Annotated in this window: 17 protein-coding genes; 11 read left to right on the plus strand and 6 right to left on the minus strand. The window is 61.7% G+C overall.

Annotated features, from left to right (window positions below; translation table 11 throughout):
* Window positions 1-68: 68 nt before the first annotated feature.
* A complete protein-coding gene (gene glyA, locus IF204_RS02005) occupies window positions 69-1,358 on the minus strand; it encodes a serine hydroxymethyltransferase (RefSeq protein ID WP_167637696.1) in 1,290 nt (429 codons plus the stop codon).
* Window positions 1,359-1,570: 212 nt separating this feature from the next.
* On the opposite strand from glyA, the gene IF204_RS02010 reads away from it, so the two are divergent.
* The 3 genes from IF204_RS02010 to IF204_RS02020 are packed head-to-tail and all read left to right on the plus strand — an operon-like array spanning window position 1,571 to window position 3,001.
* Complete coding sequence (locus IF204_RS02010; RefSeq protein ID WP_167637697.1) at window positions 1,571-2,329, plus strand: NAD kinase; 759 nt, start codon at window positions 1,571-1,573, stop codon at window positions 2,327-2,329.
* Window positions 2,329-2,742, plus strand: coding sequence for an SMU1112c/YaeR family gloxylase I-like metalloprotein (gene gloA2, locus IF204_RS02015; RefSeq protein WP_194094255.1), 414 nt, complete (start codon window positions 2,329-2,331; stop codon window positions 2,740-2,742). Before IF204_RS02010 ends, gloA2 begins: the two co-directional genes overlap by 1 nt.
* A gap of 55 nt (window positions 2,743-2,797) precedes the next feature.
* Complete coding sequence (locus tag IF204_RS02020; protein ID WP_167637699.1) at window positions 2,798-3,001, plus strand: CsbD family protein; 204 nt, start codon at window positions 2,798-2,800, stop codon at window positions 2,999-3,001.
* A gap of 127 nt (window positions 3,002-3,128) precedes the next feature.
* Here IF204_RS02020 and prpE read toward each other — a convergent pair whose 3' ends face one another.
* Window positions 3,129-5,021, minus strand: a complete 1,893-nt coding sequence (gene prpE / locus IF204_RS02025) for a propionate-CoA ligase PrpE (protein WP_194094257.1) — start codon at window positions 5,019-5,021, stop codon at window positions 3,129-3,131.
* 202 nt (window positions 5,022-5,223) lie between these two features.
* Window positions 5,224-7,503: an NADP-dependent malic enzyme gene (locus tag IF204_RS02030; RefSeq protein ID WP_194094259.1), complete on the minus strand. Its 2,280-nt coding sequence runs from the start codon at window positions 7,501-7,503 to the stop codon at window positions 5,224-5,226.
* 177 nt (window positions 7,504-7,680) lie between these two features.
* On the opposite strand from IF204_RS02030, the gene IF204_RS02035 reads away from it, so the two are divergent.
* From IF204_RS02035 to IF204_RS02060, 6 genes are all read left to right on the plus strand, one after another.
* Window positions 7,681-8,073 carry a cytidine deaminase gene (locus IF204_RS02035; protein WP_194094260.1) on the plus strand — a complete coding sequence of 131 codons (393 nt, stop codon included), beginning with the start codon at window positions 7,681-7,683 and terminating at the stop codon, window positions 8,071-8,073.
* Entirely contained in the window at window positions 8,073-9,374 is a 1,302-nt protein-coding gene (locus IF204_RS02040; protein WP_194094262.1) for a thymidine phosphorylase, read from the plus strand. Before IF204_RS02035 ends, IF204_RS02040 begins: the two co-directional genes overlap by 1 nt.
* Window positions 9,371-10,561, plus strand: a complete 1,191-nt coding sequence (locus IF204_RS02045) for a phosphopentomutase (RefSeq protein WP_194094264.1) — start codon at window positions 9,371-9,373, stop codon at window positions 10,559-10,561. Before IF204_RS02040 ends, IF204_RS02045 begins: the two co-directional genes overlap by 4 nt.
* A complete protein-coding gene (locus tag IF204_RS02050) occupies window positions 10,558-11,544 on the plus strand; it encodes an adenosine deaminase (RefSeq protein WP_194094265.1) in 987 nt (328 codons plus the stop codon). Before IF204_RS02045 ends, IF204_RS02050 begins: the two co-directional genes overlap by 4 nt.
* The gene (gene upp, locus IF204_RS02055; RefSeq protein WP_167637706.1) at window positions 11,541-12,173 is read left to right on the plus strand and encodes a uracil phosphoribosyltransferase; all 633 of its coding nucleotides are present in this window, start codon (window positions 11,541-11,543) and stop codon (window positions 12,171-12,173) included. The genes IF204_RS02050 and upp overlap by 4 nt, the downstream gene beginning before the upstream one ends.
* Window positions 12,174-12,272: 99 nt before the next feature.
* The gene (locus tag IF204_RS02060) at window positions 12,273-13,721 is read left to right on the plus strand and encodes an SPOR domain-containing protein (protein WP_194094267.1); all 1,449 of its coding nucleotides are present in this window, start codon (window positions 12,273-12,275) and stop codon (window positions 13,719-13,721) included.
* Here the strand turns inward: IF204_RS02060 and IF204_RS02065 are convergent, their stop codons facing one another.
* Together IF204_RS02065 and IF204_RS02070 are read right to left on the minus strand one after the other, a co-directional pair.
* Window positions 13,722-14,741, minus strand: a complete 1,020-nt coding sequence (locus IF204_RS02065) for a hypothetical protein (RefSeq protein ID WP_194094269.1) — start codon at window positions 14,739-14,741, stop codon at window positions 13,722-13,724.
* Between the two features lie 65 nt (window positions 14,742-14,806).
* A complete protein-coding gene (locus tag IF204_RS02070) occupies window positions 14,807-16,444 on the minus strand; it encodes an AMP-binding protein (protein WP_194094270.1) in 1,638 nt (545 codons plus the stop codon).
* A 168-nt stretch (window positions 16,445-16,612) separates the two neighbouring features.
* On the opposite strand from IF204_RS02070, the gene IF204_RS02075 reads away from it, so the two are divergent.
* Together IF204_RS02075 and IF204_RS02080 are read left to right on the plus strand one after the other, a co-directional pair.
* Window positions 16,613-17,272, plus strand: coding sequence for a sulfotransferase family 2 domain-containing protein (locus IF204_RS02075; RefSeq protein WP_194094272.1), 660 nt, complete (start codon window positions 16,613-16,615; stop codon window positions 17,270-17,272).
* 147 nt (window positions 17,273-17,419) lie between these two features.
* On the plus strand, window positions 17,420-18,067 hold the full coding sequence (locus IF204_RS02080) for a Hint domain-containing protein (RefSeq protein WP_167637733.1): 648 nt from the start codon (window positions 17,420-17,422) through the stop codon (window positions 18,065-18,067).
* A gap of 2 nt (window positions 18,068-18,069) precedes the next feature.
* Here IF204_RS02080 and IF204_RS02085 read toward each other — a convergent pair whose 3' ends face one another.
* Window positions 18,070-18,666 carry a hypothetical protein gene (locus tag IF204_RS02085; protein WP_194094274.1) on the minus strand — a complete coding sequence of 199 codons (597 nt, stop codon included), beginning with the start codon at window positions 18,664-18,666 and terminating at the stop codon, window positions 18,070-18,072.
* Between the last annotated feature and the right edge of the window lie 55 nt (window positions 18,667-18,721).

Raw genomic sequence — 18,721 nt, forward strand, 5'->3', positions numbered from 1 at the left:
GCGCCAGCGGCCAACGAAAAAGGCCGCAGCGCGATGCTGCGGCCCTATTCAATTCAGTCCGAAACAGATCAGAGTGTCGGGTAGACCGGGAACTGCTTGCAGAGGGCTTCGACCTCGGCTTTGACCTTTTCTTCGATCTCGGCGTTGCCTTCAGCGCCGTTGGCAGCAAGGCCGTCGACAACTTCGACGATCCAGCGGGCGATCTGGCGGAACTCTTCTTCCTTGAAGCCGCGGCTGGTGGCAGCCGGCGAGCCCAGACGGACGCCCGAGGTAACGGTCGGCTTTTCGGGGTCGAACGGGATGCCGTTCTTGTTGCAGGTGATGTGCGCACGGCCCAGAGCTGCCTCGGTCTCGTTGCCCTTCACGCCTTTGGGGCGCAGGTCGACGAGCATCAGGTGGCTGTCGGTGCCGCCGGTAACGATGTCGAGGCCACCCTTCATCAGCTCGTCAGCCAGCGCCTGAGCGTTGGCGACAACCTGCTTCTGGTAGTCGACGAATTCCGGACGCAGCGCTTCGCCAAAGGCAACGGCCTTTGCGGCGATGACGTGCATCAGCGGGCCACCCTGGATACCCGGGAAGATGGCCGAGTTGACCTTCTTCGCGATGTCGGCGTCGTTGGTGACGATCATGCCGCCACGCGGACCGCGGAGAGTCTTGTGGGTGGTGGTGGTCGCAACGTGAGCGTGCGGGAACGGCGACGGGTAGATGCCTGCAGCGACGAGGCCGGCGAAGTGCGCCATGTCGACCATGAGGTAGGCGCCGACCTTGTCAGCGATTTCGCGCATACGGGCGAAGTCGATGATACGCGGGATGGCCGAGCCACCTGCAACGATCAGCTTGGGCTGGTGCTCTTCTGCGAGGGCTTCGATCTGATCATAGTCGATCTGCTGGTCCTGCTGGCGAACGCCGTACTGGACTGCGTTGAACCACTTGCCCGACTGGTTCGGACGTGCGCCGTGGGTCAGGTGACCACCAGCGTCGAGCGACATGCCGAGGATGGTATCGCCCGGCTTGATGAGCGCCTGGAACACACCCTGGTTGGCCTGAGAACCCGAGTTCGGCTGGACGTTGGCGAATTCACAGCCGAACATCTTGCAGGCACGTTCGATCGCGAGGTTCTCGGCGATGTCGACGTACTGGCAGCCACCGTAGTAGCGCTTGCCCGGGTAGCCTTCGGCGTACTTGTTGGTCATGACGGAGCCTTGGGCTTCCATCACGGCTTTGGAGACGATGTTCTCCGAAGCGATCAGTTCGATCTCGTGACGCTGACGACCCAGTTCCTTCTGGATGGCGTCGAACAGGTCGGGGTCGCGGGTTTCAAGGTTTTCGGTGAAAAAGCCGTTATCGGTGGCGGTCATGAAGCGGGACCTCTGACAAGCGTTGCGTTGGGCCTGTGTTTAGTGGGGCGGCGTCGTTACGTAAATGCGCGAAAGCGTCATAATGAATATGAAAACGAAGCGAATAGGTGTTCCACCGCCGAACCGGCGGATTTTTCGCTTTGAAAGGGTTTTCGGCACTGTACCTTCGCTAAACCTTTGTTACCCATAGGGGCGAAGACACGGAGTGCCCGATGAACAGGATCGCGTTTGTTGCCAGCGAAACGCCGACCGCGCAAAACGCGCTGGACCGGCTTGTGGGGCGTTACCGTAACCGACCGATGGAAGAGGCCGAGGTCATCGTTGCCTTGGGCGGTGACGGTTTCATGCTGGAAACGCTCCACGCGACCGAGCATCTGACTGTGCCGGTCTACGGGATGAACCGCGGCACGGTCGGATTTTTGATGAACGAATACCACGAGGAAGATCTGTTGTTCCGTCTAGCGGCGGCGGAGGAGGAGCACTTCAACCCGCTCTCCATGACCGCTTGGAACAACAAAGGCGAGGTGCGCAAGGCGCTCGCTATCAACGAAGTGTCTCTGCTGCGGGAAGGCCCGCAGGCCGCGCGTCTGCGCATCACCGTCGATGGGCGTATCCGTCTGCCTGAACTGGTTTGCGACGGCGCGCTGGTTGCCACGCCTGCAGGCTCGACCGCCTATAACTATTCCGCGCACGGGCCGATCCTGCCGATCGGTGCCGATGTTCTGGCGCTGACCGCTGTGGCCGCGTTCCGTCCGCGCCGCTGGCGCGGTGCGCTGCTGCCGAAAAAGGCTGTGGTGCAGTTCGATGTGCTCGACCCCGTGAAGCGTCCCGTCATGGCCGACGCCGATGGCCGTTCGTTCCGCGATGTCAGCCGCGTCGAGATCCGCAGCGAGAACAGCGTGACCCACCGTATCCTCTTCGATCCCGGTCACGGGTTGGAAGAGCGTCTCATTCAGGAGCAATTCGTCTGATGCTACGCGGCGTCCACCATATCGCCATCATCGTGTCCGACTACGAACGGTCGAAGGTTTTCTATAGTGAAAAGCTTGAACTGCGGATCGTGGCCGAAACCCACCGCGCGGAGCGGGACAGCTGGAAGCTGGACCTCGAACTGCCCGACGGCACCCAGCTGGAGATGTTCACCTTCCCCGGCGCGCCCGAGCGCCCGAGCTATCCCGAAGCGCAGGGCCTCCGCCACATCGCATTCCGCGTCGGTGATGTCGCCGCCACCAAGGAATGGCTGGAGGCAAAGGGCATCGATGTCGAAGATGTGAGAATTGACCCAGTCACCCGTAAACGCTTTGCTTTCTTTGCTGATCCTGATGGTTTGCCGCTGGAAATCTATAGCGACGAGAAGGCGTTCGACGGAACCATTGCGCCCTGAAACGGTTGTCTCTCCAAGCGCGGCAAGGAGCCGCAATAGCATTGGAGGATCAGTTATGAACTGGAACCAGATCGAAGGTAATTGGAAGCAATTCAAAGGTTCGGCCAAAGCCCAGTGGGGCGACCTGACCGACAACGAGCTGACCGAAGCCGAAGGCAATCGTGACAAGCTCGTCGGCAAAATTCAGGAGCGTTACGGTATCGCTCAGGAAGAAGCCGAGCGTCAGGTAGATAGCTTCGCAGCTGGCCTGAAGCACTAACGCTTCCGTTCCCAGAATAGAAAAGGCCTCCCGGTTCGCGCTGGGAGGTCTTTTTGTTTGGCGGGGAGGGGGCTCTGCCCCCGCGGCTATGCCGCTCCCCCGAGATATTTTTTGGCACAAAGGCAGGTTAGCCCTTCGCGTAGCCGAGGCCTTGGAGCGAGAGTTTGATCTCGTCGAGGATGGCGGGATCGTCGATCGTGGCAGGAACTTTGAAGTCCTGATTGTCGGCGATTTTGACCATCGTGGCGCGCAGGATTTTGCCCGAGCGGGTTTTCGGCAGGCGGTCGACGACGGTTGCCAGTTTGAAGGCCGCGACGGGGCCGATCTGCTGGCGGACCATGGTGACGACTTCCTTGACGATCTCGGCATGCTCGCGGTTGCAGCCTGCGTTGAGACACAGGAAGCCGAGCGGAAGCTGGCCTTTGAGGTCGTCGCCCACACCGATCACCGCGCACTCGGCGACGTCGGGGTGGGAGGCGAGGACTTCTTCCATTGCGCCGGTCGAGAGGCGGTGGCCCGCGACATTGATGACGTCATCGGTGCGGGCCATGATGTAGAGGTATCCGTCCTCGTCGATCATGCCTGCATCGCCGGTCTCGTAGTGGCCTGCGAAGTTGGTGAGGTATGCTTTCTTGAAGCGGTCCTCTGCGTTCCACAGCGTCGGCAGGGTGCCGGGGGGGAGGGGAAGCGGGGTGACGATGGCGCCAAGTTCGCCGCGCGGGAGTTCCTTGCCTTCGTCGTCGACGATTTTGAACGCATAGCCGGGAAGCGAGACCGACGGGGAGCCGATTTTGACGGGTAGCAGTTCGATGCCGACGGGGTTGGCGACGGCGGGATAGCCCAGCTCGGTCTGCCACCAGTGGTCGATGATTGGCTTGCCCAGCTTTTCCTGCGCCCACTTGATCGTGTCGGGGTCTGCGCGTTCACCGGCGAGATAAACTGTGCGCAGGTTCGACAGGTCGTATTTCTTCACATACTCGCCGGTCGGGTCTTCGCGTTTGACGGCGCGGAAAGCGGTCGGGGCGGTGAAGAACGAGCGGACTTTGTATTCTTCGATGATGCGCCAGAACGTGCCCGGATCGGGGGTGCCGATGGGCTTGCCCTCGAACACGATGGTGGTGTTGCCGTGCACGAGCGGGCCGTAGGTGATGTAGCTGTGGCCGACGACCCAACCCACGTCTGAGGCGGCCCAGAAGGTCTCGCCCGGATTGATGTTGTAGACGTTCTTCATAGTCCAGTTCAGCACGACGAGGTGGCCTGCGGTGTCGCGGACGACGCCCTTGGGCTGGCCCGTCGTGCCGGAGGTGTAGAGGATGTAGGCGGGGTGGTTGCCTTCGACGGGAACGCACTCAGCGGGCTCAACGCCATACTGGAAGCCGTGCCAGTTGTAGTCGCGGCCTTCGACGAGCTGGGCGACTTCCTGTTCGCGCTGGAAGATCACGCAGAAGTCGGGCTTGTGCGAGGCCTGATCAATTGCGGCGTCGAGGAGCGGTTTGTAGTGGACGACACGGCCCGGCTCGAGGCCGCAGGAGGCCGCGATAATCGCTTTCGGCTTTGCATCGTCGATGCGGACGGCAAGTTCGTGCGCCGCAAAGCCGCCGAAGACGACCGAGTGGATCGCACCGAGGCGGGCACAGGCCAGCATGGCTTCGAGTGCTTCGGGGACCATCGGCATGTAGATGATGACGCGGTCGCCCTTTTCGATGCCTTTGGCGCGCAGCGCACCGGCGAGGTTGGCGACGCGGTTGCGCAGTTCCACGTAGGAAATCTGGCGCTTGGTCTGCGTGATCGGGCTGTCGTAGATGATCGCGGTCTGTTCACCGCGGCCGTTTTCGACGTGGCGGTCCACGGCGTTATAGCAGGCGTTCACCTTTGCATCGGCGAACCATTCGTACATCGGAGCATTGTCGTCCCAGAGAGCCTTGCTCGGTGGCTCGACCCAGTCGATGGCCTTGGCCTGCTCCATCCAGAACCCCTCGGGGTCCGATTTCCAAGCGTCGTAGACGTCCTTGTATCCCATGCTTCGAGCTCCTCCTCTCGTTACCTCATAGGTTTAGGCGACGAGCGAAGAGGCGGGCAACATTGTTAGCGATAAGTGTGGCGCTTTGAGCCAAAAAATTTGCATAAACTCGCTTTCCGGTCTGCAAATTTTTGCAAACCGGCGCGATCTATGCGGAATTACAGAAAAAAGGCCCGACTTTGCAAAGTCAGGCCTTGGTGTCTTAGCTGTAGTGGGCGACCGGCGTGCCCGCGATGGCCGACATATTCAGGAGGCCGCGCGGGGTGATCGAGGGCGTCACGATGTGCGCCTTGTTCTGCATGCCCATGAGGATCGGGCCAACCTCGAGGCCGCCGCCCTTCATCTTGAGGATGTTGCGCACGCCCGATGCCGCGTCGGTGTTGGCGAACACGAGCGTGTTGGCTGGACCGGTCATGCGGCTGTCAGGGAAGATGCGTTCGCGCAGAGCCACGTCGAAGGCCGCGTCGATGTGCATTTCGCCCTCATAGCAGAAGTCTCGCGGCTGGCTGTCGAGGATTTCGAGAGCGGCGCGCATGTTGCGGCCCGACGCGGTGTCGAGGTTGCCGAACTGCGAGTGCGAGCAGAGCGCGATATTCGGGTTGAGGCCGAAACGGCGGACGTGACGGGCACAGCCGACAACGGTTTCCGCGATCTGCTCTGGGGTCGGTTCGGGGTGACATTGAGTGTCTGCCACAAACAGCGGGCCGTCTTCGAGGATCATCATCGACAACGCGCCAACGGGGTGGCGACCTTCGCGGCCGAGGATTTCGTTGACGTATTTGAGGTGCCACAGGAACTGGCCGAAGGTGCCGCAGATCAGGCTGTCGGCTTCACCGCGCTGCACCATGACCGCGCCGATGGCGGTGGTGTTGGTGCGCATGATGGCCTTGGCGAGGTCGGGGGTCACGCCGCGGCGGGCCATCAGGGTGTGATAGGTGGTCCAGTAGTCGTAGTAACGCGGGTCGTTTTCGGGGTTCACGACCTCGAAGTCGATGCGCGGGCGGATCTTCAGGCCGGCACGTTCGCAGCGGGTTTCGATAACCTCGGGACGACCGATCAGGATCGGCGAGTCCGTGGTTTCCTCGATGATCGCCTGAGCGGCACGCAGCACGCGCTCGTCTTCGCCTTCGGAGAATACGATGCGGCGGGTGACTGTGCGGGCGGCTTCGAAAACGGGGCGCATGAGGAGGGCGGACTTGAACACCGAGCCGTCGAGCGACTTCTTGTATTCGGCCATATCCTCGCGCGGACGCTCGGCAACGCCGGTTTCCATTGCGGCCTTGGCCACGCTGGAGGCGACGACGCCCATGAGGCGCGGGTCGAACGGTTTGGGGATCAGATAGTCTTCGCCAAACGCCAGCTTTTCACCTTGGTAGGCGGCGGCAGCTTCGGCAGAGGTCGTCTGGCGGGCGAGGGCGGCGATGCCTTCGACGCAGGCGATCTGCATGTCATCGTTGATCTCGGTCGCGCCGACGTCGAGCGCGCCGCGGAAGATGAACGGGAAGCACAGTACGTTATTCACCTGGTTCGGGTAGTCAGAACGGCCCGTGGCGATGATGGCGTCAGGTTTTACCGCGCGGGCCTCGTCGGGCAGGATTTCCGGCGTTGGGTTGGCGAGGGCGAAGATGATCGGACGGTCCGACATCTTGGCGACCATCTCGGGCTTCAGAACGCCAGGGCCGGAGAGGCCGAGGAACAGGTCAGCGCCTTCGATCACATCCAGCAGGGTGCGCGGCTCGGTGCCTTGCGCGTACTCTGCCTTTTGCGGCGTCATATCGAGTTCGCGGCCATTGTAGACCAGACCCTGAAGGTCGCAGAGGAAGACGTTTTCACGCTTCACGCCGAGTTTGAGTAGCATGTTAAGGCAGGCGATGCCCGCCGCGCCGCCGCCGGTGGAGACGACTTTGACGTCTTCGAATTTCTTGCCCGCAACATGCAGCGCGTTGGTCGCTGCCGCGCCGACGACGATAGCGGTGCCGTGCTGGTCGTCGTGGAATACGGGAATATTCATGCGCTCGCGGCAGATCTTCTCGACGATAAAGCAGTCGGGTGCCTTGATGTCTTCGAGGTTGATCGCGCCGAAGGTCGGCTCTAGCGAGCAGACGATTTCAGCGAGCTTATAGGGGTCGGGCTCGTTCAGTTCGATGTCGAAGCAGTCGATGTTCGCGAACTTTTTGAACAGGACAGCCTTGCCTTCCATGACCGGTTTGGAGGCGAGGGCGCCGATGTTGCCAAGGCCCAGAACAGCCGAGCCGTTGGTCACGACGCCGACGAGGTTGCCGCGAGCAGTGTAGTCGCGGGCGGTGCTGGCGTCGTCCTTGATCTCGATACAGGCTTCCGCAACGCCGGGGCTGTAGGCGCGCGCAAGGTCGCGTCCGTTGGCCATCGGCTTGGTCGCGCGGATCTCCAGTTTTCCCGGCTTGGGGTACTTGTGGTAGTCCAGCGCGGCTTGGCGCAGGTTGTCTTTGCTCTTATCGGTCATCGGGCACCTGATAGTTTAATGCTAAACTAATTTTCTGATTGCGGGTTTCCCTTCCATACATGTCTTTGCGCCTTACTTGCAAATTCATTCGGTCAGGCGCACCCTTCGACGCAGGGTTCCGCTTGCAGCCGCCAACGGCTCGGCTCATATTTTACTGATTGGTCAAAAGGAAATCAGATGTCGCTACTCGATCACGCGCTCAAGGTCCGCGAAAATGCATATGCGCCTTACTCCAACTTCAAAGTCGGGGCTGCGCTGCGCACGGCGGATGACACTGTATATGTGGGCTGCAACGTCGAGAATGTCGCCTATCCCGAAGGCACTTGCGCCGAAGCGGGCGCCATCGCGGCCATGTGCGCGGCAGGCGACCGCGAGTTCGTTGAGATTTCCGTCGTGGCGGACAGCCCGTCGCCGGTCACGCCGTGCGGTGGCTGCCGCCAGAAAATCGCGGAATTTGCCAAGCCAGAGACCAAGGTCAACATGCACACCACCGATGGCAAGGTCATGACCCTGACCGTGGCAGAGCTGCTGCCGGGCGTGTTCGATGCCGGACATATGGCCCGCACCTGATGGATACCCGCACGATCATCGCCAAGGTCCGCGACGGTATTCCGCCGAGTGTGGATGAGCTTCGTTGGTTCGCTGGCGGGCTGGCCACGGGCTCTGTGTCTGATGCGCAGGCCGGTGCCTTCGCGATGGCGGCGCTACTGAACGGTCTGGGCGAGGAGGGGCGCGTGGCCCTGACGCTCGGGATGCGCGACTCCGGTGATGTGCTGAAATGGAAGCTCGACGGGCCGGTGATGGACAAGCATTCCACCGGCGGCGTCGGTGACTGCGTGTCACTGATCCTTGCGCCCGCGCTGGCGGCTTGCGGTGTCTATGTGCCGATGATCTCGGGTCGCGGGCTGGGTCACACGGGCGGAACGCTGGACAAGATGGAAGCCATTCCGGGTGTCAGCATCAACGTGTCCGAGGATGACCTGCACCGCATGGTCAAGGACGTCGGCTGCGCCATTGTCAGCGCCACGGGACAGATCGCGCCTGCGGACAAACGGCTTTATGCGATCCGCGATGTGACGGCGTCTGTCGAAAGCGTCGATCTGATTACCGCGTCGATCCTGTCCAAGAAGCTCGCCGCTGGCCTCGAAGGGCTGGTGCTCGACGTCAAAGTCGGCACGGGCGCATTCATGAAATCCGCCGACGACGCCCGCGCGCTGGCGCAGTCGCTCGTTTCGACCGCGAACGGGGCAGGGTGCCCGACGGCGGCGATGATTACCGATATGAACGAGCCGCTCGCGCCTGCCTTGGGCAATGCGTTGGAAGTGGCGGTCTGTCTGGAGGTTATGAGCGGCAACCGTCTGGCCGCGCCGCGTCTGCATGATCTGACCGTTGCGCTAGGTGGCCGCCTCTTGGCGCTGGCGGGTGTTGCCGAAGGCGAGGGCGAAGAAAAGATCGCCGCCGCGATTGCCTCGGGCGCGGCGATGGAACGCTTTGCCCTGATGGTGCGCGCAATGGGCGGTCCCGCAGATTTGACCAAAGGGTGGGACATGCTGGCCAAAGCGCCCGTAATCCGGCCTGTGCCTTCGCGGGTAAGCGGTGTAATGTCCGGCTGGGACGGACAGGCGCTGGGTATGACAGTCGTCGGTCTGGGCGGCGGGCGGCGTGTGGAAACGGATCGCATTGACCCCGCTGTTGGAATCTCGGACGTGACCCGGCTGGGGCGCATGGTAAACGAAGGCGATCCGATCGCGTTTGTCCACGCCGCCAGCGATGAGGCCGCCGACAACGCAATTGAACAAATCCAGCGTGCGGCAGAGATCGGAGGCACGGACCCCGATACCCCGCTGGTACATGAAAGGATTGATCCATGAGCCGAGCATTCTTGGTCGTCATTGACTCGGTCGGCATTGGGGGCGCCCCTGATGCCGACAAGTTTTTTAACGACGGAAAGCCCGACACCGGAGCGAACACCATCGGTCATATCGCGCAAGAGCGGGCCAAAAGCGGGAAGGGGCTGGTGCTGCCGCTCCTCGACGGGCTGGGGCTTGGCGCTGCGCTGAACCTTGCCTCCGGGCTGGAGGCGCCCGATCTGGGTGCTGCGCCGCTGTGCGCATGGGGCGCTGCGACCGAAGTGTCGATGGGCAAGGACACGCCCTCGGGCCATTGGGAGCTGGCAGGTGTGCCGGTGCCGTGGGATTGGGGCTATTTCACCGACGAAGAAAACAGCTTCCCCGAAGACGTAATCGCCAAGGTCTGCGAGGTCGCGGGCGTTGACGGCATCCTCGGCAACTGCCACGCCTCTGGCACGCAGATCATCGCGGAACTGGGCGAAGAGCACCAGAAAACGGGCAAGCCGATCTGCTACACCTCTGCCGACAGCGTGTTCCAGATCGCGGCGCACGAGGACACCTTCGGCCTCGAGAAACTCTACGATCTGTGTAAGGGCCTCGCGCCGATGCTGCACGACATGAAAATCGGCCGCGTCATCGCGCGTCCGTTCGTGGGTGAACCTGGAAATTACACCCGCACCGCGAACCGCAAGGACTACGCCATCAACCCGCCGTCGCCGACACTGTGCGACTGGGTGAGCGCGGAGCATCGCAAGGTCTACGCCGTGGGCAAGATCGGCGACATCTTCTCGATGCAGGGTATCGACGAAGTGCGCAAAGGACGTGACCACATCCTGATGGATCACCTCGACGATCTGGTGAACGAGGCCGAGGACGGCTCGCTGACCTTTGCGAACTTCGTCGAGTTTGACAGCGAATACGGCCACCGCCGCGATGTAGACGGCTATGCCGAGCATCTGGAGTGGTTCGACGAACGTATGTCGCAGATCATCCCGCGCCTCCGCGAGGATGACCTGCTGGTGATTACGGCCGACCACGGGAACGATCCCACGTGGTTCGGCACCGACCACACCCGCGAACGGGTGCCGGTCCTGATGTATGGTGTGGGGGCAAAAGAGCTGGGCCATATGGCCTTTGTCGATGTCGCTGCGTCGGTTGCGGCCCACCTCGGGGTCCCGTCGCAGGGTGAAGGGAAAAGCAAGATATGAGCTGGCAATCACTGCCCAAAGTCGAACTGCACCTGCATTTCGAAGGCGCCGCGCCGCCGTCGTTCATTCGTGGGTTGGCCAAGGAAAAGAACGTCGACCTATCGAAGATTTTCGACGAGGACGGCGGATATCGCTACGAGAACTTCGACCACTTCCTTGAGGTTTACGAGGCCGCGACGTCGGTCCTGAAAACGCCCGAGGATTTCGCCCGCCTGTGTGACGCCGTGCTCGAACAGAGCCGCGAGCAGGGTGTGGTCTACACCGAAACATTCCTGTCGCCGGAGTTCTGCGGCGGTGCTGACGTTGCCGCGTGGAAGGAATACCTTCACGCCATCGAAGAGGCTGCCGCGCGCGGCGAGGCTCAGGGCATCACGCTCAAAGGCTGCGTGACCGCGATCCGCCACTTCGGACCGGACCGCGCGAAGTTGACCGCCACCTGTGCCGCCGAGACCGCTGGCGATTTTATCACGGGCTTTGGTCTGGCTGGTGCCGAGATGATGGGCCGTCCGGGTGACTTTGCCTACAGTTTCGACATGGCGCGCGAAGCAGGTCTGCGTCTGACCGCCCACGCAGGCGAGTGGGGCGGGCCGGACATGGTTGCCGACACGATCCGCGATCTGAAGGTCGAGCGCATCGGCCACGGGATCAACGCGATCAAGGACGCCTCGCTGGTCAAACAGATCGCGGAGCAGGGCATCACGCTCGAAGTCTGCCCCGGATCTAACGTTTTCCTCAACGCCGTCGAAAGCTGGGACAAGCATCCGATCCAGCGACTGCGCGACGCGGGCGTGAACGTGACCGTTTCGACCGATGATCCGCCGTTCTTCCACACGACGATGACCGAAGAATACAACATGCTAGAGAAGACATTCAGCTGGGCCGAGGATGACTTCCGCGAAGTGAACCGTGTTGCCCTCGACGCCGCCTTCTGCGACAGCGCCACCAAAGAACGTATCGCCAAACGACTGGAGCCCGAGACATGACCGAACACCTGACCGTCGTGAACCACCCGCTGGTGCAGCACAAACTGACCCTTATGCGCGAGAAGGACACTTCCACGGCGTCGTTCCGCCAGCTGCTCAAGGAAATCTCGCTGCTGCTTGCTTACGAGATCACCTCTGAACTGCCGATGACCACGCAGAAGATCGAAACGCCGCTGTGCGAGATGGATGCGCCGGTGATCGAGGGTAAGAAGCTCGCGCTGATCTCGATCCTGCGTGCGGGCAACGGCCTGCTCGACGGTATCCTCGAACTGATCCCCGCGGCCCGCGTCGGTTTCGTCGGCCTCTACCGCGATCATGAAACGCTGCAGCCGGTCGAATACTATTTCAAGGTTCCGCAGAACCTCGAAGACCGCACGGTCATTGTTGTCGACCCGATGCTGGCGACCGGTAACTCTTCGGCGGCTGCGATCGACATGATCAAGAAGGCCGGCGCGAAGGATATCCGCTTCATGTGCCTTCTGGCCGCCCCCGAAGGTGTCGCCCGCATGAAAGAGGCGCATCCCGATGTTCCGATCGTCACCGCGTCGCTGGACGAGAAGCTCAACGAGCTCGGTTACATCGTTCCGGGCCTAGGTGATGCGGGCGACCGCATGTTCGGCACGAAATAAGGCCGAAATCAGGCGCCGAAATGGCTTAGCCCAGGCGTAGACTCTTTACAGAGTCTACTCGCTCGTACATTGTTTCCATGAGATATTTTGGAGACGGGCATGTTGAACTCGCGCTTCGTTGCGGCGGCAGTCATTTCGGTTCTTTCGCAGGTTCTGCCTGCATCTGCACAAAGCAGCATCATGGCCGTTCCCGCCGAAATTCCAGCGGCGAGCTACTCCGGCAGCCAGTATGTCGACAGCAAGGGCTGCGTCTTCATCCGCGCGAACATGGCGGGCACCTATAGCTGGGTGCCGCGCCTGACCCGCGACCGTCAGCAGCTTTGTGGTTTCCAGCCGACCGGCGGCGCGACGCGCTCGATCGAGGCGGCGAATGCGGCTGCCGCGGCGAGCGCCGAGGTCCTGACGCTCGACCTCGATACGCCAACGCCAGCTGCGCCGCCCGCGCCTGTGCAGGTCCAAGTGCAGGCACCCGCACCTGTCCGGACGGCGTCGACCTCGGTCGGTGATCCGATCCGCACGGTTGCGTCGATGACATCGCGTCCGGCCACTCCGCCCGTCGCAGTGTCGGTGACTGTGCCGTCTGTGACCCCGCAGATCGTGGTTGCACCCGAGCCGCAGCGCATGACCCTGTCCGAGATTTGCGAAGGCCGCACGGGTATCCAGCGGTCGTACCTCAATGCCGAAACGGGTCAGCCCGTGGACTGCGGCCCTGCGCCTGTTGCCGTCACTGTCGCGACCGTTGCGCCCGCGCCCGTGGCGAACGGCTGCGATACCTCTGCCCATATGAACTCGCGCTACGCTGTGCGTTGCGGTCCGCAGACCCAGCCGATCCGCGCTGGCGGTGCCACCGTTCCGGCCAGCAATCCCGTGCTCGAATTTAACCGCACACCGCCGAGCGTTTCGACCGTATCGGTTGCGCCGACCGTCGTGGCTCCTGCCGTCACCGTGGCCCCGACCGTGACTGTCACCGCGCCTGTCGTGGTCGCGCCGACCCAAGCTGCGCCTGCGGCTTCCTCGTGCAGCGGCTTCGATGATGTCAGCTCGCGCTACATGGCGGGGTCGGTCCGTTGCGGTCCGCAGACCCTGTCGCCGTCGGGCGGCTCTTCGCTGAGCTACAAGACCTCCGGCCTTTTCGGCACGGATATTCCGGCGTCCAACCCGACTTCAGGAACTTACCGCGTGGGCGACCATCCGGCAGGCTACGAGACCGCTTGGGATGACGGTCGTCTGAACCCGAACCGCGGCATCCCGGCAGCAACGGCGCAGGTCGTCATTTCGACCCGCACGGCTCCGGTCGCGGCTCCTGCAGTTGTTGCGACCTCGCACCGCTTTGTTCAGGTCGGCACCTATGCGGTGGCTGCGAACGCACAGGCTGCGATGGCGCGCCTTCAGTCGATGGGCTATCCGGTGTCGAACGGAACGGTGCGTTCCAATGGCAAGAATATGACCGTCGTCGCAGCAGGTCCGTTCAGCAACGCCGCTGCGCTGCGGGGTGCGCTGCAATCGGTTCGTGCGGCTGGTTACGCCGACGCGTTCACGCGCGGCTGATTACCGACCACAGATATTCTGGAGCGCAACCCAGTCGCCATCCGACAGGATGAGCGGCGCTTGCGCGGCATTTACCGGATCGGCAGCGATCAAGTTGGCGGTCGTATTGCCGGTTTCGTCCACTGCGTAAGCGTAGGGTTTGGTCGAGATCTGGGCATTTTCGAACGCCGCAAGCATCTGGTTCAGCGAGGGCTGGGGCAGGTCTTCGTTCGACATCGACAGCGCGTATTCACGCAGCGCGTTACTGTCGATTTCGCCGGTTGTCAGCAGGTGGAACGTCTCGAATAGGCCGATATGGCTGAGCACTTCGGCCAGCGGATCGTTCTCTGCGCGGATGCGCTCTGCCGCGATCAGGTAGCCAGCGGCAACGGCGGGGTCCTCGTGGTTTTCGACCAGCGAACGGTTCAGCACGGTGATGTTGCCAGGCAGGGCGAGGACGGCGGGCACTTCCTCGGGCAGGATCACAACCTGCGCGTCGGAATTGTTCGGAAGGGCGCGTGACTTCAGACGGTTCAGCGACAGCAGGCCGCGCGGGTTGCGGCACGCAGTGCCAGAGACCCGCTGAAGGTGGCCGAGGATCGTCGCGCCGATTTCCTCACGCTTGGCCATCGGAACGGCCTCGACCGCTTGGTGGCGGAGCAGCGGGGGCAGGGTGAACGCGCCTGCAACGATGGCCAGCAAAAGGATACCCCTGATCCAGCCCTTCCGGCGCGGCGCATTCGTCGGACGGCGGCGGGCGATGCTGTCGCGGACGGTCTCGATCGCCTCGACCATCGTTTCGTCCTCGATCTCCAGCACTTCAAAGGCATCGCTATCGGGCGAATAGAGCGCGGGCATCTCGGTGCCGTTCAGGCGCATCGTGGCGGGCAGGGACCAGTGGGTGAGGGGCTGACCGCTGGTATCGCGGATAATCAGCGACGCATCACCGAACGATACAACGACCTCGAATGGCGCGTCGTCCTTCGACGGGCGCCAGTATCCGGTGCTTTCAAGTCGTGCGTAGCGTGTAAGTGCGGTCATCTGCTTTGTTATTCTTGTCCCACCCCTTTGAAGTGCATCCAACAAGGGGGTGGGTCAAGGGCAGTTTAAGCAGACTCTACCATTGCGCGAGCCTTGGCGCGCAGTTCGAACTTCTGGATTTTGCCGGTCGAGGTCTTGGGAAGCTCCTCGAACAGCACCTTTTTCGGGGTCTTGAAGCCCGCCAGGCGGGAACGGACGTGCGCGATGAGGTCGGCGTCAGTCGCCTCGGCCCCTTCTTTGAGTTCGACGAAAGCGCAGGGCACTTCGCCCCACTTTTCATCAGGCATTGCGACCACGGCGCAAAGGTTGACGGCTGGGTGATGCATCAGCGCGCCTTCGACCTCGACCGACGAGATATTCTCGCCGCCAGAAATGATGATGTCCTTGGCGCGGTCCGCGATCTGCATGTAGCCGTTGGGGTGCTGGATCGCGAGGTCTTCGGAATGGAAGTACCCGCCGCGGAAGGCTTTCTCGGTCGCTTCGGGGTTCTTGTAGTAGCCCTTCATCACCGAGTTGCCGCGCATTACGATCTCGCCCTGCGTGGTGGCGTCCATCGGGATCTGCTGCACGTTTTCGTCGACCACGGTGATGTGTTCGTTCATCGGCATGGAAACACCCTGACGGGCCTTGATCGCGGCCTGTTCGTCGGCTGGCAGGGCCTCCCATGCCGGGTCCCAAGTGCATTCGGTGGCGGGGCCGTAGGTTTCGGTGAGGCCGTAGACCTGCGTGATATTGAACCCGAGCTTTCCGACAGCGGCGAGCGTGGCGGCAGCGGGCGGTGCGCCTGCGGTGAACACCTCGACCGTGTGGTCGAATTCGCGGCGGTCTTCGGCTTTGGCGTTGACGATCAAGTTCAGAACGATGGGCGCGCCGCCAAAGTGCGTGACGCCCTCATCCGCGATGGCATTGTAGATCGCCTTTGCCGTCACATCGCGGCAGCAGACGACCGCGCCGCCGAGGGCAGGGATCATCCAGACGTGGCACCAGTTGTTGCAGTGGAAAAGCGGCACAATGGTCAGGTAGCGCGGGTAGAGCGTCATGCGCCATGAAATCGGCGTGGCCATCGTGATGAGGTACGCGCCGCGGTGATGGTAGACGACGCCTTTGGGGCGGCCCGTGGTGCCGGAGGTGTAGTTAAGCGCGATGCTTTCCCACTCGTCCTCTGGCATGATCCACTGGAAATCGGGATCGCCGGTTTTCAGGAAATCCTCGTAGTCCATCTGGTTGCCGAGGTGCGGCACGCCAGCGACGTCATCGGGCACTTCGATCACGAGCGGGGCGGTGCCCTCCATGCGGTCGATGGCTTCCATGCAGACCGGAATAAACTGGCTGTCACAAAGGATGATCTTCGCTTCGCCATGATCGAAGATGTAAGCGATGGTATCGACGTCGAGGCGGATGTTGATCGTGTTGAGCACGCCGCCCGTTGCGGGGACAGCCCATGTCGCTTCGACGTGGGCGGGGACGTTCGGCAGGATGGTGGCGACTACATCACCGGGTTTGATGCCGGCCTTGACCAGCGCAGAGGCAAGTCGCGTGACCCGCTCGTGCATCTGGGCGTAGGTGTAGCGATGGTGGCCGTAGACGAGCGCATCACGGTCCGCGAATACCCGCTTGGCGCGGGTCAGATGGCTGAGAGGCGTGAGCGGTACATAGTTCGCTTCGCGTTTGTCCAAACCTGTTTCATCGGCCATCCAGCCCATGTCTGCTCTCCCGTACTAGAATGACAACAGACGGCATCCTCCCACGCCGCCCGCAACAATGTTGCCGCAACGCGGCAGTGAAAGCTACTGATGTTTTACGCCCTTCGCCGCGTCAGGCGGACGCATGCACGATTGCGCATAGCTTTGCGGATCGGATAGCAATGCCGCATGATTATCTCGCGCGGGCGCCGCTATATCTTTGTCCACATTCCCAAGACGGGTGGCACCGCGATGGCGCTGGCGTTGGAGCAGCGAGCCAAGGCGGACGACATCCTGATCGGTGACACACCCAAGGCGCTGAAGCGCAAACGCCGGCTGAAGGAACTGACACCTTCGGGACGGCTGTGGAAGCACTCTACGCTTGCGGATATCGACGGTGTCGTTGCGCCGAAAGAGCTGGACGGGATGTTCATCTTTACCCTCGTACGCAATCCGTGGGACCGGATGGTGAGCTATTACCACTGGCTACGGAAGCAGACGTTCGACCATCCTGCGGTCATTGCGGCAAAGGCGGTGGGCTTCGAAGCGTTCCTGCACCGGCCCGAAATCCAAGCCTCCATCGCGGCAAATCCCTACAGTAAATACGTGACGGATGCGACGGGGCGGGAGCAGTGTTCGGCCTGTCTGAGGTTGGAGAACCTCGCCGAGGATATGGCGCCGCTGACGGCTCATCTGGGCTTCACGCCTGACGTTCCCATCGCCAACACATCGCCCCGAAATCCGGATTGGCGACCGTATTATTCCGACGACACGGCTGCAATCATCGCGCGAATCTGTGCGGCAGATGCCCAAAACTTTGGCTACAACTTTGACGGCATTGGTGCGTAAGCACGCTCAATCACCCGATGTTAGCGTGCATCTGTGCAATAAAAGAAACCATTGCCCCGAAAGTGCCAGATTTGCGCTGAATTGCTGACCTACTGAGAGGGTCAACTGGGGTTAACCAATTTTGATTCACATTTAAGGACAATTCAGATGTTCGCCTGGAATGACGAGACGTGGGGCATTGCCGCCAACGTTAATGGTCAATCCCTTACCCTCCCGGAGATCGGTCATGGATTTATGACCGGCTCCACCATCGCTACGCCTAACGGCTGGCGCTTTGTCGAAGCACTCTCGGTGGGAGACGAGGTGATGACCTTCGACGGCGGTGCGCAGCGGATCGTCGATATCCGCCGCCACTATATTTACACTCACGAGAGCCACGACCAGATCGAATACTGGCCGATCCACGTGCCGACAGGCGCGCTTTCGAACCTCAAAGACATGATGCTGCTGCCCAACCAGGCGGTGATGATCGAAAGCGATGCCGCAGAGGAAGTCTACGGCGATCCTTTCGCTCTCGTTCCTGCTGCCTCGCTCGAAGGTCTGCGCAAGATCGCTCGCGTCAAACCGAGCCCGCGCGTGGAGGTCATTTCACTCTCCTGCGCGCGTGACCAGATCCTTTTCACCAACGGCAACACCCTGTGCCTCTGCCGTAAGAGCCGTGACATGATGGACGAGCTGTTCGGACGCGATCAGAGCTACCGCATCCTGCCGATGGATCAGGCCGAACTGCTCGTCGATCTGATGGAAATCGATGACGGTCTTATCGCAAGCGGCCAAGGCCACCTGCGCGCCTGAGCTTAGAACTGGTAGCCGAAGGTTACCGATAGATAAGGTATCGCCGCCATATCGGACAGATCACTGTTCAGGTCGGCGATATCGCTTTGCACAGCCGGATCCGACGAGGTGGACGACGCTTCGAGCTGTGCACCGATGGCACCGAGCTCGCCTGCGAGCGTATAGCCGCTGTTCCACTGCTTGCGGTAGCCTGCGGTGATGACGGGCGCGATGCTGCGGTCGAATGCGATGGTGCCTTTGTAGGTCTCGTCGTCGTAGAAGGTGCCTTCGATCTCGCCTTTGGTCATGAACATGCCGAGCGAGAGACGGAAGCCGCTCTGTTTCCAGTAATAGTCGGCCATCAGGCCGTAACCGCCGAGGCTGTCGTTGCCCTCGACCAGAACGCTGTCGCCGTCGTCCTCGTAGGTTTCGCTGGTCGACATGGTCAGAACGCCCGCGCCGAAACCGCGCAGGTCGAGACCCGGCTGGATGGCGTAGGTGCCTTCGACTTGGGTGCCGAAAGACGAAATGCCGCTGGCGTAGCCCCAGTCTTGGATGCCTTGGGCGTGGATGGTGGTTGCAGCCATGAGCGCGGCTACCGTAAATGCGGCACGTTTCATGCTCGGTCCCTCACATTTTCTTTTTATTGATGAGAAGGATTAGTCTGCGCCGTGC

The sequence above is a fragment of the Marivivens aquimaris genome (genome assembly GCF_015220045.1).
Classification (GTDB): Bacteria; Pseudomonadota; Alphaproteobacteria; order Rhodobacterales; family Rhodobacteraceae; genus Marivivens; species Marivivens aquimaris.

Coding starts and splice junctions, on each gene's coding strand:
- glyA (WP_167637696.1), bottom strand. CDS start 1,358: ATGACCGCCACCGATAACGGCTTTTTCACCGAAAACCTTGAAACCCGC.
- IF204_RS02010 (WP_167637697.1), top strand. CDS start 1,571: ATGAACAGGATCGCGTTTGTTGCCAGCGAAACGCCGACCGCGCAAAAC.
- gloA2 (WP_194094255.1), top strand. CDS start 2,329: ATGCTACGCGGCGTCCACCATATCGCCATCATCGTGTCCGACTACGAA.
- IF204_RS02020 (WP_167637699.1), top strand. CDS start 2,798: ATGAACTGGAACCAGATCGAAGGTAATTGGAAGCAATTCAAAGGTTCG.
- prpE (WP_194094257.1), bottom strand. CDS start 5,021: ATGGGATACAAGGACGTCTACGACGCTTGGAAATCGGACCCCGAGGGG.
- IF204_RS02030 (WP_194094259.1), bottom strand. CDS start 7,503: ATGACCGATAAGAGCAAAGACAACCTGCGCCAAGCCGCGCTGGACTAC.
- IF204_RS02035 (WP_194094260.1), top strand. CDS start 7,681: ATGTCGCTACTCGATCACGCGCTCAAGGTCCGCGAAAATGCATATGCG.
- IF204_RS02040 (WP_194094262.1), top strand. CDS start 8,073: ATGGATACCCGCACGATCATCGCCAAGGTCCGCGACGGTATTCCGCCG.
- IF204_RS02045 (WP_194094264.1), top strand. CDS start 9,371: ATGAGCCGAGCATTCTTGGTCGTCATTGACTCGGTCGGCATTGGGGGC.
- IF204_RS02050 (WP_194094265.1), top strand. CDS start 10,558: ATGAGCTGGCAATCACTGCCCAAAGTCGAACTGCACCTGCATTTCGAA.
- upp (WP_167637706.1), top strand. CDS start 11,541: ATGACCGAACACCTGACCGTCGTGAACCACCCGCTGGTGCAGCACAAA.
- IF204_RS02060 (WP_194094267.1), top strand. CDS start 12,273: ATGTTGAACTCGCGCTTCGTTGCGGCGGCAGTCATTTCGGTTCTTTCG.
- IF204_RS02065 (WP_194094269.1), bottom strand. CDS start 14,741: ATGACCGCACTTACACGCTACGCACGACTTGAAAGCACCGGATACTGG.
- IF204_RS02070 (WP_194094270.1), bottom strand. CDS start 16,444: ATGGGCTGGATGGCCGATGAAACAGGTTTGGACAAACGCGAAGCGAAC.
- IF204_RS02075 (WP_194094272.1), top strand. CDS start 16,613: ATGATTATCTCGCGCGGGCGCCGCTATATCTTTGTCCACATTCCCAAG.
- IF204_RS02080 (WP_167637733.1), top strand. CDS start 17,420: ATGTTCGCCTGGAATGACGAGACGTGGGGCATTGCCGCCAACGTTAAT.
- IF204_RS02085 (WP_194094274.1), bottom strand. CDS start 18,666: ATGAAACGTGCCGCATTTACGGTAGCCGCGCTCATGGCTGCAACCACC.